Origin of the sequence: Methylocaldum sp. 14B, from assembly GCF_002005105.1 — a bacterium.
In the GTDB taxonomy this organism is placed as follows: Bacteria; Pseudomonadota; Gammaproteobacteria; order Methylococcales; family Methylococcaceae; genus Methylocaldum.
In genome coordinates this window covers 17,991-35,762 of record NZ_MSCV01000012.1, presented here as the reverse complement: position 1 = coordinate 35,762, position 17,772 = coordinate 17,991, and the positions used below count along the sequence as shown (strand labels likewise).

The 17,772-nt window shown below is 63.4% G+C and carries 15 protein-coding genes; 2 read left to right on the top strand and 13 right to left on the bottom strand.

Annotation, left to right across the window (positions count from 1 at the left end):
- Positions 1-234: 234 nt before the first annotated feature.
- From B2A78_RS10685 to nrtS, 12 genes are all read right to left on the bottom strand, one after another.
- On the bottom strand, positions 235-2,586 hold the full coding sequence (locus tag B2A78_RS10685) for a DUF4157 domain-containing protein (RefSeq protein WP_077729983.1): 2,352 nt from the start codon (positions 2,584-2,586) through the stop codon (positions 235-237).
- On the bottom strand, positions 2,583-2,837 hold the full coding sequence (locus B2A78_RS10680) for a hypothetical protein (protein WP_077729982.1): 255 nt from the start codon (positions 2,835-2,837) through the stop codon (positions 2,583-2,585). The genes B2A78_RS10685 and B2A78_RS10680 overlap by 4 nt, the downstream gene beginning before the upstream one ends.
- Positions 2,834-4,759 carry an ATP-binding protein gene (locus B2A78_RS10675; protein ID WP_077729981.1) on the bottom strand — a complete coding sequence of 642 codons (1,926 nt, stop codon included), beginning with the start codon at positions 4,757-4,759 and terminating at the stop codon, positions 2,834-2,836. The genes B2A78_RS10680 and B2A78_RS10675 overlap by 4 nt, the downstream gene beginning before the upstream one ends.
- Positions 4,756-6,057 carry a DUF4255 domain-containing protein gene (locus tag B2A78_RS10670; RefSeq protein ID WP_077729980.1) on the bottom strand — a complete coding sequence of 434 codons (1,302 nt, stop codon included), beginning with the start codon at positions 6,055-6,057 and terminating at the stop codon, positions 4,756-4,758. The genes B2A78_RS10675 and B2A78_RS10670 overlap by 4 nt, the downstream gene beginning before the upstream one ends.
- Entirely contained in the window at positions 6,054-6,776 is a 723-nt protein-coding gene (locus B2A78_RS10665; protein WP_077729979.1) for a hypothetical protein, read from the bottom strand. Before B2A78_RS10665 ends, B2A78_RS10670 begins: the two co-directional genes overlap by 4 nt.
- A complete protein-coding gene (locus B2A78_RS10660) occupies positions 6,773-7,486 on the bottom strand; it encodes a hypothetical protein (protein ID WP_077729978.1) in 714 nt (237 codons plus the stop codon). Before B2A78_RS10660 ends, B2A78_RS10665 begins: the two co-directional genes overlap by 4 nt.
- 5 nt (positions 7,487-7,491) lie before the next feature.
- Positions 7,492-8,016, bottom strand: coding sequence for a phage tail protein (locus B2A78_RS10655; protein WP_077729977.1), 525 nt, complete (start codon positions 8,014-8,016; stop codon positions 7,492-7,494).
- Between the two features lie 16 nt (positions 8,017-8,032).
- Positions 8,033-9,631, bottom strand: coding sequence for a phage tail sheath C-terminal domain-containing protein (locus B2A78_RS10650; RefSeq protein ID WP_077729976.1), 1,599 nt, complete (start codon positions 9,629-9,631; stop codon positions 8,033-8,035).
- Positions 9,632-9,692: 61 nt separating this feature from the next.
- On the bottom strand, positions 9,693-10,085 hold the full coding sequence (locus tag B2A78_RS10645) for a hypothetical protein (protein WP_077729975.1): 393 nt from the start codon (positions 10,083-10,085) through the stop codon (positions 9,693-9,695).
- 245 nt (positions 10,086-10,330) lie between these two features.
- Positions 10,331-10,798: a hypothetical protein gene (locus tag B2A78_RS26600; RefSeq protein ID WP_240502479.1), complete on the bottom strand. Its 468-nt coding sequence runs from the start codon at positions 10,796-10,798 to the stop codon at positions 10,331-10,333.
- Entirely contained in the window at positions 10,795-11,394 is a 600-nt protein-coding gene (locus tag B2A78_RS26595; protein ID WP_240502478.1) for a hypothetical protein, read from the bottom strand. The genes B2A78_RS26600 and B2A78_RS26595 overlap by 4 nt, the downstream gene beginning before the upstream one ends.
- Before the next feature lie 66 nt (positions 11,395-11,460).
- Positions 11,461-11,685, bottom strand: coding sequence for a nitrate/nitrite transporter NrtS (nrtS, locus tag B2A78_RS10635; protein ID WP_205780742.1), 225 nt, complete (start codon positions 11,683-11,685; stop codon positions 11,461-11,463).
- A gap of 196 nt (positions 11,686-11,881) precedes the next feature.
- On the opposite strand from nrtS, the gene B2A78_RS10630 reads away from it, so the two are divergent.
- Positions 11,882-12,376, top strand: a complete 495-nt coding sequence (locus tag B2A78_RS10630; protein WP_168175393.1) for a MerR family transcriptional regulator — start codon at positions 11,882-11,884, stop codon at positions 12,374-12,376.
- A 319-nt stretch (positions 12,377-12,695) separates the two neighbouring features.
- Here the strand turns inward: B2A78_RS10630 and B2A78_RS10625 are convergent, their stop codons facing one another.
- A complete protein-coding gene (locus B2A78_RS10625) occupies positions 12,696-15,521 on the bottom strand; it encodes a PAS domain S-box protein (protein WP_077729972.1) in 2,826 nt (941 codons plus the stop codon).
- 546 nt (positions 15,522-16,067) lie between these two features.
- Here B2A78_RS10625 and B2A78_RS10620 point away from each other — a divergent pair.
- Positions 16,068-17,426 carry an SIR2 family protein gene (locus B2A78_RS10620; protein ID WP_168175392.1) on the top strand — a complete coding sequence of 453 codons (1,359 nt, stop codon included), beginning with the start codon at positions 16,068-16,070 and terminating at the stop codon, positions 17,424-17,426.
- Positions 17,427-17,772 lie beyond the last annotated feature (346 nt).

The following is a 17,772-nucleotide window of genomic DNA, read 5'->3' as shown; positions in this document are numbered from 1 at the left end:
TTTGTTCCAAAAAGCCAATTCTGCCGCTGATCCCGTTCATATAGAGCATCCCCACTTCCTTCTCCGTCGAGTGTCGGGGTTTGTGTCTCGCACCCCACCAACGCCGCTGTAGGATGGGAAGAGCGCAATATGGTAGATACACGCGGCCACTTGCAGGGACGCCGAGGCACTATTCGATTCGGGGCCGACTAAATAGGTCATTCCCTGCTCTTCAACCAAATAGCCTTGGGCAGGTCAGCAGGTCTGCTTGACATCGGTCTTGAACCCCTTGAGGTAATAGCGTGTTCCGGCAGGATGTGTGTAAAGGTTCTCCGGCAGCGGCTTCAACTTACCGGGCGGCTTGAGCATCTGCGGTTGGTGTTGCAGTTGGCGGTGGCCTTTCAAGTGAGTGGGGCCCTCGATCAGCGTCATGTTCATCGGCGAATCCAGACCGCCCAGAAACAGCGGCACCGAGTGATGGACGTGGTAACGCCCGGCCACAAAGGCCGGCTCTACCGTTTGCCGATAACGCAGTTGCTGGCGCTGCTGGTCGGCGACATCCGGTTCACGGTCGACACCGGGGGTGCGAATGAACTGGGTCACCGGAACCCCTGCAAGCATCGGCGGGCGCAGGATAACGGGCCAACAGAGCGGATAAGCGCCACTTTTTTTCTCCTTGCGCTTTTCCTTACGTTTCTTGCGGCGCTCCTGCTTGGCCGACGACTTTTTCGATGCCTTCTTCGAACTTGCAGTTCTACGCAGTTGCTTGCGCGGGCGCGCGGTCGGCCGTGTGCGCTTGACTGCCCGGCCCCGAAAACGTGGCGGCCGGCGTAGCGAAAAGCGGCGACCACGCAACGCCATCAAAATCTCGGCAACTGTTGTCGCGACGCCGGCAGCATCGGCGCGATCCTGGATCTTCTTGCCTTCCGCGATGATTTCATCAACGTGTTTGTCAACTTCGCCCATGGCCTTCCCTTCCTCGGTGCCGCGTTTCTGGTAATCGATGAAGTGTTGGGCAACGTTGAGATCGATCTGAATCGACTCGTCCTCGCCCGCGAGCAAGCCGACGAGATCCGACGCGAGGCCCCCGACTTCCGCGTTGGTCTCAATCCATGACTCGTGCCAATCGGTGTATTCGGTCAGCTTCTCCTCGACTTCATCGACATTCTCGACGGCAGGCGGGACATCCCAGGCGACGATCTTGTTCATGTCCTTAAGATGCTCGGCATTCCGGTACAGCATCTGCAGTTCGATTGTCGCGGCACCGATGACGACTGCGCGTTGGTCTGCCGGCATCGCCGCAAGCACGGGCAGCAGCCCTTCGATCATCTCGAACGTGTCGTGCATCGATTCAGCCTGCGCTTCGACAATGTCGACAAGATCCGGATCGAGCTTAGGCGCCGCGTCGGCAATCACCTTTTCCGCCTCGGCAAGCGAAGTGCGGCCCCGTGCGATGCCCTCCGTCAATTCCTTAGTCGATTGAGCCAAGCCTGCTTCGAGTTCTTTCGCGGCTTTCGCTTCGGCAGCCACATCGCCGCCCGCCGGCGTAGGATCGGTACGCGCCTTCTCGTGCAAGGCTGCGAGCATCTGCGCGCGCTCGGCCGAGAAATTGTTTGCCACGTATTTCGCGAATTCGTCGCCCTTGGCGCCCGGTTCGAGGCGGGCCGCCAGACCCGCCGCGTGCTCAGTGGGCACGCTTTCGCACAGATCGAGAACGGCTGCCAAACGCCGCGGGCCCGTAAGTGTGCCGTCGTCCTGGATCTTCTTCAGCGTTGCAAGTACGCGTTGATGCACATCGGCGCGCGATTCGACCGGCGCTTGTGGCGCGCGGGCAACGCCGACGCCGATCGGCCCGTGGATTTGGGCGGCAGGCCTGGCGTCGGCACTCGCCAGAGCCGCGGGCGATGAGCCGAGTTGCTGGAGGCTGTGCGCCAGCTCGTGGGCAAGCAGCGCCATTCCTACGCCTGTCTTCGGCGCGTACTGCCCGGCATTGAAAACGAGGTGCTCGCCGACAGCGTAGGCGCGGGCCTGCAGTCCAGCGGCGGAGCGGGCAGCCGCGGCGTCGTCGTGGACGCGCACCGCGGAAAAGTCACACCCGAATGAAGATTCCAACCGGGCTCGCGCCTGCGACTCGATCCCGCGGCCCGGCGACCGCAGCACGTCTTGGACAAACCATGGCGCAGCGACGCTGCCGCCGTGGCCCAAGACGCGCAGCGACAATGCAGGTGCGGTATTGCCGTTTCGAGGGATGGACGAGCCAGGCGCAACATCGGTCGGGTGTTCGAGCCCCTTGCGCTGAGGCAGCGGACGCCGCACGCGCGCCTCCATCGGCGGAACGCGCGGTGGAATCCCATCGTTACCGCCATGCGCCGGTTTTGCCATCACCTCTTCAGCCACCCGATCCGCCTCCCGCTCATAGGGATCGCCGGGTTCACTGACAACCCGCTTGCTCTGAATACCTAGGACCTTCTTCTTTCCGCATTCCTCGCATTCACCACTGAACCTCGCCGGGCCACCGCAGGCGCATTTGCGTTGCAGCTGCCCAATCTGGCCCCTAGACGAATGCGACTTCGCCTGGGCAGTCTGCAAGGTTGCGGCTTGCCTCATGATTTGATGCTCCGTGCGATAGCCTGGGCCGTTTGCGTTCCGATCGACTGTGGTTTTGCACCGTGCTCTAGGGGCACATTGCCCACAGGTACACGCGTGGCGTTGCCGATGTTCGCGAGTCTCTCTACCGTGACCGGATCGGCGAGCAGCCGGGTTAACTCCGCGTGCAGACCGGCGGCAACGGCATGCCGGTCCTCGTGCCGAAATCCTTTCAGCACCAGCCGATCGATATGCACTACGACACGCTTCATACCCACCCCCGCGTTTCCACGTCCGTCAGGGGCCGCTCGCGCTTGGCGGCTTCGTCGTAGGCGGCGCGCAACAGGTGCGGCATGCGTACCGGTTCCGCGGCTTCGGCGGCGAAAAAGGCGGCGTTGAGGGCGATGTTCCGGATGTTGCCGCCGGCGACGTGGAGCCGGGCGAGCTTGGCGGGGTCCAGCCCCTCGGTCGGGGTGGCGGCGGGAAAGATGCCGCGCCAGATGGCTTCGCGCTCCGCGGCGTCCGGGAAGGGAAACTGGACGACGAAGCGCAGCCGGCGCTGGAAGGCCGTGTCCAGGGCCGCCTTCTGGTTGGTGGTCAGGATGGCGAGGCCGCGATAGGCCTCCATGCGCTGGAGGAGATAGCTCACCTCGATATTGGCGTAACGGTCGTGGCTGTCCTTGACCTCGCTGCGCTTGCCGAACAGCGCGTCGGCCTCGTCGAACAGGAGGATGGCGCCGCTGTCCTCGGCGGCGTCGAATACCCGCCTGAGATTCTTCTCGGTTTCGCCGATGTACTTGCTGACCACCGAGGACAGGTCGATGCGGTACAGGTCCAGGTGCAGCTCGTTAGCCAGCACTTCGGCGGCCATGGTCTTGCCGGTGCCGCTCTCGCCGGCGAACAGCGCGGAAATGCCGAGCCCGCGCGCGCCTTTGCCGGAAAAGCCCCAGTCCTCGTAGACCTTGAGCCGGTGCCTCACGTGGGCGGCTATCTGGCGCAGCGTGGCTTTTTGCGGCTCGGGCAGTATCAGATCGTCCCAGGTGGCGGCGGAGTCCAGCCGCTGTGCCAAATCATCGAGCCGGGTTCGGCCCAGCGTCCGGCAGGCTCGCCAGAGTTCTGCGTCGGGATGGGAGCTCGCGGCCAAGGTCGCGCGCAAGGCCGTGCCGGTGCTCCAAATCGTCTCGGCGCCCAATCGGAACTGGCCGGCAACCCCCTCCAGCGCGCCGTTGAGCCGAGTAACCGCATTTCCCAAGGCCGCTTCCCACAGCCGTTTTTGCTCACTGGCGTCGGGTTTGTTGACGACGAACCGCAGGTTCGCCCGGTGTACGGCCAAGGGTTCGGGGGCGGAGAGGAACACCAGGCCGCCGAGCCGCTCGGCCAGCCGAACCGCCGCTCCGAGGGCCGTTTCTTCCCGGTCGCAGTCGATCAGCAGCGCGGCTTCCAGCAACACCGCCTCCCGCTGCCACAACACGGCCAGCGAATCCAATTCGTGGACGGCGGCGGGAACGTCTCCGGCCCGCAGCACGCAAAGCTGCAAGCCCATCGCCGAGGCGACCCGAGCCGCGACGTCCTGCCGCCCGGAGGCGTCATCCCCCACCACCTGCACTATGGGCAAGGATTCGCGTCCTTCGAAGGCTTCCAGCACCGCTTCGGCCACGCAGGACTGGGACTCGGCCATCGTCCCGGCGAGCGGACGCGGCTGCAACAGCGGCTGCAGGCGAACATCGAGATAATTCACCCCGGCGAGATAGTGCAAGACCCGCTCGTCGATCTTCAGGCGGGCAGCGCTGAGTCCGGCGTTCTCGTCCACCTCGATCAGCCGCCAGCGGCGCAGCGGGCGGGCCGGCGTGAGCGCGCTCCAGTGGGCGTCTTCGAGGACGGCGAGCGCCAGTCCGAAAGTGACATAGACCCTGGAATTCTGACCCTGAGCCGCCGCACAAACGGCAGCCAGTTCGCTGTCCATCTCCAACCCGGCGCAGAGGAGCAGCAGGTCGCGCTCGAATGGACTCAGCTCGAACCGCTCGGCCAGGTAGTCGATGGCGGCGGGCGCGGGCATCGCGGCCCTTGCATTATCCAAAGCGGCCGGATTATCGCTCCCGTGTCCGTCGAGCCGCGCCTTCAGGCGGGCGAATTCCGCCGTCAGCAGGCGCTGGTTGGCGGCGGTCCAGTCGTGTTCGAACTCCCGTGCGTTCATGTGATGGTAATCCGGCGGTCGAGGAACACCGGCGGTTTTGCCGCGCGGTCGATGATCGGACTGTCTATCCCGTCGATCCGGAGCCGTGCCAAATGGGAGCCGACCGGTGCGTCCTCGATCGCGAAATTGAGCGCGGTAACCGGCGGGACGTAAGCCACCGGCGCGAACTCCTGCTGGCCCAGCACCAGAACCGCTCGCTGTCCGGCGCGCAGGGCGGGATGGAAATTCAGCGTGAAACTGGCGGTTCCGTTGCCATCGCGGGCCACGCTCATGGGCAAGCCGGTGATGTCGGGAGCCAGTGTCAGGGCAAGCCGGTTGGTCTCGCGCGGCTCGGTCTCACCCGGACGGACCAGCCGCGCGCCGACACGCCAGACCCCGACCGGAAAGCTGGCCGCCTGCGCCGCGGGGATGGAAAACTGAATCAGCGCGGCGCCCCCCGTTCCCATGGCAGCGATGCTCTGCTCCACCTCGAAACGATCGTTGCTGAGCAACACCGTGCGCCCGGTCCCGTCCAGGTGGTGGCCTTCGAGATCGATGGTCTCGCCCAGCTGTGCCACGGGCTGACCGCCGGACGGCTTGACCGCTTCCAGCATCGGCAGCGGAGGCACCAGGCCGGGTTCCACCACCACGCCGCGGTCGCGTTGGGTGATCGGATCGATCGGACCGCGGGACAGCACCGGGAGGGGCGAACGGACGGGCTCGGCAGCCTCGATCAACACCACGCTCGCCAGGTAGGCGGCGGTGGGCCGGTAGTGGCTCTGGATCGCGGTCCAGAGCTTGGACATTTCCTCGGTATTGAGGTACGCGGGGGTGATCTTGATCTGCTCGATCTGGTCCGCCAGGGCCGACTCGGCCAAGGCTCGCTGCAGTGGGGTGCCGGGCGGCGGCGAGGGAGTCAGGGCGTTGCGGATCGCCTGGCGGGCGAGCACCGGGGTTTCGTGCAGGAATTGCATGGCGTAGCCGAGCAGGATCTCGGCATGCAAGTCGCCGCTGCTGTAGGCCGAAATGAGATAGTGCAGATCGAGGGCGAGGGGCGGGTTGGAAAGGCGATGCCGCCCCGAGGCGTCGCGCGAGGGCAGTCCCTCGTTGCGCCAGCCGGTGTTGGGCGTGACCTGGTGCAGGAACAGGTTGAGCTGGGAGGCTTCGTTGCCGTTGGGCGGCACCACCCGGTCGGGCGGGCCGACGCTCACCGACACCGAACTGCCGATGACGCCCCCCACGTTGTGATTGATCAGGCCGTCGTTGAGCAGGTCGCGCAACACGGCGGTGACTCCGGCGATGGCGAGCGCGCTGCTCATGGGCGCTCTCCCCGCCGCCGCGCCAGGTATTCTTCCAGGGTCATCGGCTTGGCCGATGGCGGCGTCCGGCGCTTGGACGGAGGCGCTTCGTGCACCGCGGTGACCTCGATCCGGCCGATGGTCACGTGCACCTCGGTGGCCTCCCCAGCCCCGCTTGCCGAGGCGGCGCCACGGGAGGAATCCGGCGGCCGATTCCCCGCATTCCATGCTTGCGAATGCATGGCCAGTTGCGGAGGAAGAAGCGGCTCGACCATGTGTGCCAGGCCATGGACATTGACTCGTCCTTCGCGATCGGCAGAATCGCCCTCGATCATCCTGCGGGACCCGCGAGGCATGAGGTCTGCCACAGATTCAGCAGACGATTCTTCAAGGCTTTCTGCACCCATAAAGCCCGCTTGTCCCGTCTCGGCTGTGAACGGCGGCGACCCGATGCTCGCTCTCGGTGCTTCCGGAACAACCGCCGCATGGTCGGCGACGCGTGCTTCGAAAGCGGGCTTGTCCGGTACGTTCTCCGGAACATCGAGCCGCCGCACCGGGTCCTCTACGGTCCCCTGGCGGGCAGACCGGCTGTCGCCGGGAACCGAGTTCGGCAGAACTGCTTCCGGCAACTCCGGTTCGACCAGGGCGGGCGGCGGCGCATAGGGCAGCCGCGCGGCGGAATGCACGCTTTTCGTGAGACCCATGGCCCGCCCGACGAGACGCTGCACGAATCCGCTCATGATGCGTCCACCATTTCGAGATAGATCGCGCGCCGCTCGGGCGAGAGCGCCAGAATCTCGGGTTCGGTCCAACCGTAGGCGTGGGCTAGAAGATGGATTTCGGTCAGCAGTGCGCGGGCGCGGGCCTCGATTTCCTCCCAGAGCAGCGCGCCGATGTCGAGGCCCGCCACCCACCGGTGTCCGCAAGCCTCGCAGGCCAGCTCCAGGGCGATGTCGGCCATGGGGTCCAGCGCTTCCAGCCCGGCCTCGACTTCGGCCCGCAGATCGGCGTCTTCGGTCCAGGCCGTATTCCCGCCGTCGACCCGGCAGCGGTCGAGAAACTTCCGGCTCGCCGTCTCCACGTCGTGTTCCCCCGCCACCGCTGCGAGATCGCGGCTCGAAGGCGGGCGGAAACGGAAACCGGCGACCTCCAGTTCGGAACGCCCGTCGCCCTGCCCCGTGCAGGCGAGCAATTGCCGGCTATCGAGCGCGAATTCCAGCCGTTCGCCGCAGCGCTCGCAGTCCAGGTACGCCTCGATGCGGGGTCCGAAGCTGGCCTCGCGTAGGCCCAGCAACGCGGTGTTGATCACACCCAAGGGGAGATCGGGGAGGCGGGAGGACGGAAGGTCCGGACGGGCGAAACCGCCCAGCAACAGCGCCCGATCGATCGGGTGCCGCGTTCGACCGCGCTCCCACAGCGCCAAGAGTTCCGCTTCGCTCGGAGCCCGCATGAGCTTCAATCCGGTTCGGTGAAGCTAGTCTCGGCGGGCTCGGTCACGTCGTAATCGCGCTCCCAGCCCTCGTTCTCGAGCTTGATGGTCTGGATCGCCACGGCGTTGGCATTGGCGTCGAGATCGGGCAGCGCCTGGTACTCGGACACCCAGCAGCGGAACACCTTGTAGGCCAGCGCGAGTTGCCCGGCCTCGTTGTAGACCTCGATGATGATGTCCTTGCGGAAATCCTTCAGCGAGACCTCGGCGCCCAGGCCGGAGCCGAAGTTCCACACCTTATTCGCCCATTTCTCGAATTCGGTGTCGTGGGTGACGCCCCGTTCGAGCGTGATGGCCTCGAACTTGGTGCGACCGGGAGACTTGCGCGATGTGGAAGGGTCGCCGCCTTCGCGGTGTTCGACCATCTCGGTGGAGCGCTTGAGAGCGCCCACCTTGGAGATGCCGGCGACGTAGCGGCCATCCCATTTCACGCGGAATTTGAAGTTCTTGTACGGATCGAAACGCTGAGCGTTCACGGAAAACTGCGCCATCTTGAATTCTCCCCGGTTAAGCCTGAATCTGTCCGGCCAACTGCTGAATGCGAATCACCACGAATTCGGCGGGCTTGAGCGGAGCGAAGCCCACCAGGATGTTCACGATGCCCAAATTGATATCGTTCTGCGTGGTGGTCTCGCGGTCGCACTTGACGAGATACGCTTCCCTGGGACTCTGGCCCTGGAAAGCGCCCTGGCGGAACAGGTTCTGCATGAACGCGCCCACGTTGAGCCGGATCTGCGCCCAGAGGGGTTCATCGTTGGGCTCGAACACCACCCACTGGGTGCCGCGGTAAAGACTTTCCTCGAGAAAGAGGGCCATACGCCGCACCGGCAGGTATTTCCATTCCGAAGCGAGCAGATCGGCCCCGACCAGGGTGCGGGCGCCCCACACGACCTTGCCGGCGACCGGAAAGCTGCGCAGGCAGTTGAGGCCCAGGGGATTCAAGCGCCCGTTCTCGCCGTCGGTGAGGGTGTAGGTGAATTCCTGGACCCCGGAGAACGACGCTTCCAGGCCGGCCGGCGCTTTCCACACGCCGCGCTGGGCGTCGGTCCGCGCCATGATCCCAGCCAGCGCCCCGCAGGGGGCGAAGCTGCCCAGGCGATTCTCGTTGAGGGGGTCCGGCATCCGGAGCCGCGGGAAATACATGACCGCGTTGCGGGCGTCGTCGTTGCCGATGGTTCCGCGGACCCCGTTCACCCCGGCCTCGGCCGTGGCGACCGCCGTGCTCGGATTCGCGGTCCAGGCCGCGGGCGGGTCGACGATCAACATCGCCCGGCGGTCCTGGCAGTAACTTGCCGCGGCGGCCCAGGTCGCGTTGTCGACATCCGGCCACGACGCACCGGTGCCGGCCGGCGGCGTATCCCGCTCCGTTCCCAGAGGCGGAATGCAGAGCAAGTTGAACAGGTCGACCGGCTCCAGGGCATGGATCCCGGTGCGTTGATTCGGATCGCCGGTGATTTGCCCGTCGACCAGCGGGTCTCCGTCATCGGTGGCGTTGCCTACCGCCGCTTGCGTGGCGTCGGTGGGGCTTTCGCCGTCCGGTGCCGAGGTACGCACCCTCACGAAACTCGACCCCTGGGCGAGAACGGTATCGACGAAGCGCGGATCCGTGACCTTGCCCGACACGTTGCGGAAACGCTCGGAGGCGATCACCCGTGTGCCGCCGGGGCGGTCGAGCTGCTCGACGGTCAGGTTGAACAGGGCCGTGTCGCCCGGATCGCGGGTTTCGTGATCCACCGTAGCGCGCAGGGCGGCACCCCAGGTGCCTGGGCTGGATGCTTCCAACACCAGGTTGCCGGTCGTCGTGACCAGGGTGATGGTCGCGGTGCTGGCCGCCACGTCGCCATTGAAGACCCGCACGATGATCGCATCGCTCCCGCCGTGCTGGAAGAAATGGCTGACGGCATAGCTCATGGTGCTGGCCTGCCACAAACCGCCGAAGAGGCGGGTGTACTCGGCGAAGCTCTGGATGCGAACGGCTTGGTTCACGGGGCCTTGCAACGCCCTTCCGATGAAGGCGGTAATGGAGGTGGCCACGCCCGTGATGGTTCGAACGCCGCTGGGCACTTCTTCGATATAGACACCGGGATAGGTAAGAGCAACGGGCATGGCGATCTCTCCGTATCGACTGGTTGGTTAAGAACGGGGACCTGCATCCCCGGCCGTCATATCAAGGCGTGGCATCCCGCGCGACGAGGATCTCGACGCTGGCGGGCTTGTCGGAGCTGCTATTGGTGAATTTCATTTGGCGTGGCGCCACGCCGAACAAGGCGACGCCGCCACCGGAGAAGATTTGGGGACTGTCCAGTGTCAGAGAGGAGGAATCGGTGGTCCCGTCACTGACCTTGAAGCTCAGATGCGTACCGTAAGCGGAAGACTTGATCACCAGAAGGTGAATGGCGCTGCTTCCCCCCGGTTGCAGGTCGATGACCTTATCGCTGTCGCCCGGCTGGATCGAAACCTCGATCCGGTCGGTTGCCTCGATCTCCTGAGGCGGGCGGGAAAGAGTCACCGCCGCGCTGCCACTGACCTGTATCGTGAGCGACCAACTCAGAGTTGCCATGAGCTTTCTCCTTTTTTATTTGAGCGTCATGAGCCTTTCCCGAGCGGTAATACGCCTCTTGAGGACCCTTTGTCAAGGCCGAGAGACATCCGTCGATATCTTGAGACGGAATACGAGATTTACGCAGTCGTAACCATCACGGCAGCCGGACATGGCGTACCGGGTGACGGGAGAACAGGCGGGCCATCAAAGCGCCAAAGCCTGACCGACTTTCCATGTCCCCGTCTTCCAACCCTCTCGATCGGCTATCGTTCCAGAATGAGCTCGGCTAGCTTCGTACCCAGCACTCTCGATCGAATCTTTCCGAACGCCGTATCGCGGCCGGTCGAGGTGTCGTCCTCGAACGGCGAAAAGCCGCAATCATCGGTCGTTCCCAGTTGATCGAGCGAAAGGTATTCTGCGGCCTTCAACACGCGATCGCGCACCGCCTCCGGCGTCTCGACCTCCGGATTGAGCACGTCGATCACGCCGACGAAAATCCTCTGCCCCGGCCACACATGCCGCCGAAGCGCGGCGAGCGCGCGGTCGGACTGTTTTTCGCTGGCCAGCTGAACGTAAAAATTGTCGGCCTTGAGCTCGAGCAAACTCGGCAAGAGTTCGGCATAGTCCACGTCCGCACTATGGGTCGAGTCGCGGTCGCCGCCGGGGCAGGTATGAACGCCGATGCGCCGCCGCTCCTCGGGAGTGAAATGATCGAGCACGCGATTGTTCAAAGCGATGAATTCCCGAAGCAACCGCTTCGAGGGATCGAGCTTGACCGCAAGCCGACCCTCCGTGAAATCGATCTGCACGCGATGGGCTCCCGCCTCGAGACAACCCCGGTATCCCGGGCGGCTTCCCGGACGAGGTCGTCGAGGAAAGCTTCCCGAGGATAGCCTTCGATCCCGTCGGGCGGATAGATCAGACTGAGCGCCGAAGCCGAAATGACGGCCTGCTTCACGGGCAATGAGGTCAGGCGTTGGGCAGCCCGGAGGTATTGGTCGGCGTACGTCGCGTAGCGAAACGGCCCCGCCGTCAACCGCGGCAACTGGCGCGTATGGCCATCGGCAAACGTAATGACCGCGCCGTCCGGGGCGATGTTGGGAAGGCCCTGTAGCGGATAAGTGGCAAAGCTCGGCTTGGTTTGCTCGCCATCCGTAACGACTGGCGACCCGGTATCTTCGAAGCGGCGGAGGGTATCGCGCAGAGCCTCCTCGGACACCGTCGCCAGCCGCTCCGAGGAAGCCCGGCCGGCACGAAATTCCCGCAATAACGCTAAAAGCTCCGGAGGACGGGGGATGCTGCCGATCGGTTCAGTTGGAATCGTCATGGTATTCTCCGCAAGGTAACGAGATGGAGGGGTTCACTTTCGGCCGCAAAATATCCGTATCGGGGTTCATGCCGAGCGGCCGTTCTGTCGGATGCTCCCGGACACGGCGCCATAGGTGGCGACAAGAAAAGGCACCGCATACGTCAAAATCGCCTGCGTCAAATTCCAGGGCGACGCGCCCAGGAGAGCCTCGGGTTGGTTGATAAGATTCAAGAGCGTGCCGACGACCAGGGTAACCCGCAGCGAGCGAGGATAAACTCCGCCCGTCAGCGCCAACCGGTGACAGGCCATCACTTTCGTCCTGTAACGGAATAACATGTCAACCCAAAAAGCCTTGTTTGCTCGCATTCCTGAAGCTCATCAATATCTATATTTAATTAAAATTCATTAATATAAAACCAATCTTGGATGGAAACCTTATAACTCGGCTCCATCCGATGCGTCAACAGAATCTTCCGTAAACGTCAAATATAGAGATGTAATGGTTATGCGCCTCCCTCCGCGCGACCAGCGCGACATGCTGAAGATCGGCGAGTTAGCCGAAGACCTGGGAACCACGCCCAGAACTATCCGCCTGTACGAAGAACTGGGCCTGATCGCGCCCGAACGGACCCGTGGCGGGACCCGGCTTTACCGCAAGAAAGACGTCAAACGCATGGCGATCGTCCTCCGGCTTGCCCGCTTGGGGATGGAATTGAGCGATGTGCAGCGGCTCGCTTGCGTTCGCGAGCAATGCGGCTCCGGGGCGGAAGCCGTATCGAAGGTATTGCCGCTCCTGGATGAACTGCGGGGATGGATTGATTCGACCCGGAGCGAGCTGGAATTGGTGGAACGCGATCTTGAACGGGCTGAGATGCTGATTCGCCAATGCAGCCGATGCCCGAATCGGCCCAATCGCCTGGATTGCCCGCAATGTCCCGTCGACCGGGATGTCGACTTGACGGATCTCGCCCGTCTTATTTGGGATCCGACCAGCCCCTGATCCGGAACGCCTATCCGGCTATGCCGCAGGACCGGCATTGCCCAAGCGGGCGAGGCGTTCAATGTCACCGGCCCATCACGGGCTACCCGGATATCGCCGTCGGAAAATTCGAGCAGCAGGCCGCGAGGCCGCAACCCACCGCGCGACCTCGGATCGGTGGGTTACGCGGAGCCTGTCGCGAGCGGAGCCGAGGGGCTATCCCACCATCGATGGGTTTCGCTTCGCTCTACCCATCCTACGATGAATGTCCATTCGAATGCCGAATGGAATTAGCCGCCACCAGGATTCAACGCGGCGACTCGTGCAGAGACGGCCTGGCTTACGGAACCGCGGCTTCCGAGATCGCGGCGTCGGCCGAAGCGGCGGCGGCCAGCGGCAGATACACCACGAACTCGCTGCCCCGTCCCGATCCCTCGCTGTGGACCTCGACCCGGCCGCCGTGCAGCTCGACCAGGCGGCGCACCAGGGCCAGCCCGATTCCCAGCCCCCCTTGAGACCGGTCGAGGGTACGGTCGACCTGGGTGAAAAGATCGAACACGTGGGGCAACATCCCGGCCGAAATACCGACGCCAGTGTCGCGGATGCGGACGACGGCCTCGTTGCCCATTTGCGCCGCCGTGAGATGAATGTGTCCGCCGGCAGGCGTGTACTTGGTGGCATTGTTGAGCAGATTGGCGAAAATCTGGGCAATCCGCACCGGGTCCGCATCGAGAAGCAAGGGTTCCGGCGGGAGGGAAACGCTCAGATCGTGGTCGTTTGCCTGGATGAGCGGCTGATTGGTTTCAACGGCATGACCGATGACAACCGCCAGATCGACTCGTTCCTTCTTGAGCTCGATCTTGCCGCGGGTGATGCGGGACACTTCCAGGAGATCGTCCACCAGCCGGACCAAATGGTTCACCTGGCGCTCCATCATCGTGAGCATGGCACGAGTGCGTTCGTTGGCCACAGCTTCGGCGTCGGATCTTTGCAGCACGTACAGGGCATTGCGGATCGGGGCCAGCGGATTTCTCAGCTCGTGCGCCAGCATCGCCAGGAACTCGTCCTTCTGGCGGTCGGCAGCGCGCAAGGCTTCCTCCATGTGGTGGCGCTCGGTCATGTCGGTTACCAGCGCCACCAGGTGCGCCGGCACATCCGCCGATTCACGCAGCAGCGAAACGAACTTGCGCACCCAGACCGTTTGGCCGTCCTTGCGCAGGTAGCGGTTTTCCATTTCGAAGTAAGGAAGTTCCTCTTCCCGCAGGCGGCGGAGCGCGGAAAAATTGGCGGCACAGTCGTCGGGATGCACCAGGTCGGGCAAAACGAGGTGACCGAGTTCCTCCTGGGTATAGCCGAGCAGAGTGCAAAATGCGGGATTGCACTTCAGAACATGTCCCTCTTCGTCGGTGATGGCGATGCCGGTCCCCGCATGCTCGAAGATGGCGCGGAAGCGCTGCTCGCTGGCGCGGAGGGCCTCGTCGGCGCGCTTGCGCTCGGTGATGTCGTTGAAAAGAATCGCCACTTTTCGTTCCTCCGGCGCGCCGATCCGAAAGGCGTAAACATCGTAATAACGGTGGAGCTGCGCCGCGCGGTTTTCGAAACGCATCGGCTCGCCCGTCAAGGCGATCCGGCCGTAAATCTCGAACCAGTGTTCCTCGTGCAGAGGGGCGATTTCCCGCATCCGTCTGCCGGCCGCGTTGGGAATTCCCGTCTGGCGTTCAAATGCCGGATTGACGGTCAGGAACCGGTAATCCACGGGTTTTTCGTTTTCATCGAACAACACTTCGATGGTACAAAACCCCTGGTCTATGGACTCGAACAGGGCTCGGTATTTCTCTTCCGACTCGCGCACCGCGTTCTCGGCCACCTTGCGGTCGGTGATGTCCTCGGTAAAAAGGATTATCCCGCCGATGGCGCCATCCGCCCCGCGCCACGGCCGCACCTCCCAACGCTGCCATTGGACGGTTCCATTGGTTCGGACGAAGTGGTCTTCGTCGGCGGTAACGACTTCGCCGGCCAGTGCGCGGCGATGGGCGTTTCTCCAGCGCTCGGGAATCTCGGGGAAGACGTCGTAATGGGAACGGCCCCGCACCTCGCCTTCGAGACTGTAATCGTCCAGCCAACGGCGGCTGACGGCGAGATAACGCATTTCACGGTCGAACATGGCTACCGCCGCGGGTGCATATTCGATAAACAGCCGTAGCCGCTCCTCGTTCTCGCGTGCCTCCGCCGTACGTTCGAGCACGCGGGCTTCGAGCTCGCCGTAGGCGCGCTCCAAACTGAACAGCGCCTGCCGGTGTTGCCGGGTAAGGGCGGCGACCACGAGCGCCGAGAAGGCGACGATGACCAAGAACATCTGTACCAGCCACTGCCGCTCATCGGGAGCGAAGTCGGGATTTGCGAACAGCCCGAGCCCGCCCGCCGTGTAGCGCACCGCCATGACCGTCAGGATGGCCATGGTCAGCGCCATTCCGAAAATTTCGAAGCGCAGCGTGGCCCACAGCAGGGGCAGCATGATGATGTAGCCGTACGGAAATCGGCCGGTGAAGACGAGGTGGGCAATAGCGACGAACACGGCGATCATCGTCCCGGCTTCAACCCAGCGAGCGACTTGGATGTCCCGCCATTTCCATCGAGCCTGAAAGACCTCCAGGACCAGGGGAGCCACGATCAGGACACCCACGCCGTCGCCGACCCACCAGAGCGGCCAAACCCAGGTGAACGCCTGCCACCCGAGCGCGGCCAAGATCGCGGCACCCAACGTCGCGCTGAGGACGGGGCTCAACAACGCGCCGAAGAGGATCAGCACCAGCACCTCCCGCAACCCGCGCAACTGAAACGGCGCGCCGCACCAGCCGCGCACCAGGCTTGCGCCGACCAGTGCTTCGAGCGTATTGCCCAAATAGATGGAAAAAGCGGCGGAAAGCGGAATGTGGAACAGCCACAGGTCGCCGGCCGCTTCGGCGGGCAATCCGGCCAATATCCACCAAGGCCAATGGCGTTTCTCGCTCAACAACAGCACCGCAAGATAGAGACCGCTCGGCGGCCACAAGGTTACGCCCGATCCGGGCAGCAGCGTCAGCCAATGGCCGAGCCAGGAACCCAGCAGGTAGGCGGCGGGGAATAAGGCAAGGTGAAGGAATTTTGGGCGGGGCGACTCGAACACGGCTTTACCAGGGTCGTAATTACGGGGCAGGCAGGCAGATGGACCGATCGATTTCGGCGGAGTGGAAGACCGATCTTCCCCGCGTCACGCCCTGGATATCCAGGCGTTTGCCAGGCTCAACGGGCGCACCGGCAGGAGTTGTAGTCTCATCCTAATGTACAGAAAGGGTATTCCGTTTGAATCAACGCATTTTCGCATTTGGTTCGAAGCGAAGGAAGGGTCAACGGCTCGCGGTAACGGAACCGACAGGCGAGTGCACGGCCACCCGGCCGGGCAAAGACGTCTTTGGAGGTCGCGGATCGAAGCCTCAAACGCGCCATGGGAGTGCGGCCTCTTTATGGCGTTTCGATTGTTTCGGTTGAGCCGACAAATTACCGGCTGGACGGGGCCGTTTCCTCTTGGCCCAGTCCGCCTAAAAATCCTTGACTCGAAAATTCGGCTTTTGGATCATCGACGAGCTACCGTCCCCAATCTGTTCATACCATTGCGTTTTTCATGCCCGTCAGGGCGGCAAATGCGCGATTGCTGCAATCGGAGGACACGAAGATGCCGCAAGATCCGTCATTGGTCCCGCGCCCCTCGGAGCAGCACGCCGCCTGGCAAAGAGCGCTGCACGGCGGCGATCTTTCGCGATTGGAACAGCTTGCTCTCAACGACGATCCGGCCGCCGCGCTGTTCGAACTCGAAACCTACGTCAACGGGATCTACCGGGCCAGCCAGCATCCGCTATCCAACCGTCCGCTGCCCGATATCCGCTCCGAAGTGCGTCTGGTACTGCCTTACATCGAGGAGATCCGGACCCGGCTCGGATGGCGCATTCGGGAGTTCGATCTCGGACTGCTGCGCCTGATTCGCCGATCGAGCGCGCTGTCGCCGGTGTTGGGAGCCGGAGTCTCGATGGGCGCCGGTGCGCCGTCCTGGTCGGATCTGGTGCTCTTGATGCTGGAGGAAACGCTCGACAAGGGCCTGGAATTCCATGAATCCGTGCCCGCCGCCGACAATCCTCCTCAAGCTCCGATCGAATTCCTTCCCGACGGCACCGTACGCACCGGCGGGAGCGGCACCTGGCGCTTTGAGCAACGGGTCAGCGAAGTGAGGCGCTTTACCTCGGAGCAGGAGCAAATCGCACGAAAGATCTTCGCCGAGGTGAAGGCCAAACGCTCTTCCACCGATGTCGAGACCCTAATGCAGGGAGCGCAAGTGTGTTACGACCTTTGCGGTCAACACCTGTTTCGCCTGCTCACCAGGATTCTCTATACGCGCGCGAAAGAGCCCAGCGAGATCCACCGGGCCATCGCCGAACTGGCGCATGCGCAGGAGGTGCCGGTGCGCGGTCCCGGCCTGTTTCCGGGCTGGGACTCGATCATTACCTACAACTTCGATGCCCTCATGTCCGAAGCGCTCGCCGAACAGAAGATCCCGCATGCAGCCTGGGCCATGAAGGGCGATGAGCTTCGAGGCGACCCCGACGAACTGGCCCGCAACAGCCGGTGGCACCAACCGGTCTTTCATCTGCACGGCTACACGCCCAGACGCATTTTTTTGATAACGGACGTCCGCTTTGTCTTTTCGACGTCCCAGTACCTGACGGTGTACAAAGGTCCGCGATCCAGGATTCTGGAGACGGTTTATCGGGGATTTCTGGCCAATCCGGTACATATCGCGCTCTATATCGGTTGTTCGTTCACCGATGACGCGATGAACGACCTGCTTCGGGAAGCCATCGCGGAATACCCGGGCCGCTACCACTACGCGCTCCTGAAGTGGCCGCACGACAGACAGGGGAAGGAACCGGCCCCGGACGAGATCGAGGCGGAATCGGCCAAATACCTCGAATTCGGCGTGCGTCCGGTATGGTTCGACGATTTCAAGGAATTGCCGGGTTTGATCCGGCACTTGCAGTGATGATGGCTTCGGTAACGAGCGTACATGCCGGTGCCGTGTGCGCCCTTGCTGAATGATCATGCGCGCTCGTTGCCGGCGATCAACACACCCAATCGCAGGCGTTTCGGCGCGCATGAAAGCGTGCGGGCATTTCCGATCTTCGCATTCGTGGTCTTCGTCAGGAGGCCGCTTCGCGTTTTTTCCAAGATCATCAATCGCTCAGCTTCGGGCGGGTCGCGCCGACATCAGCCGTTTTCGGAAACAGTGCGCTGCTCGATAAGAGCGCGATCAGCGTCACCGGCAGCTAACTCTCGGCGGGAAATGCGGGTAATAATAAGCCGTCCCGGTCAAGGCCAAAGGTCGTCTT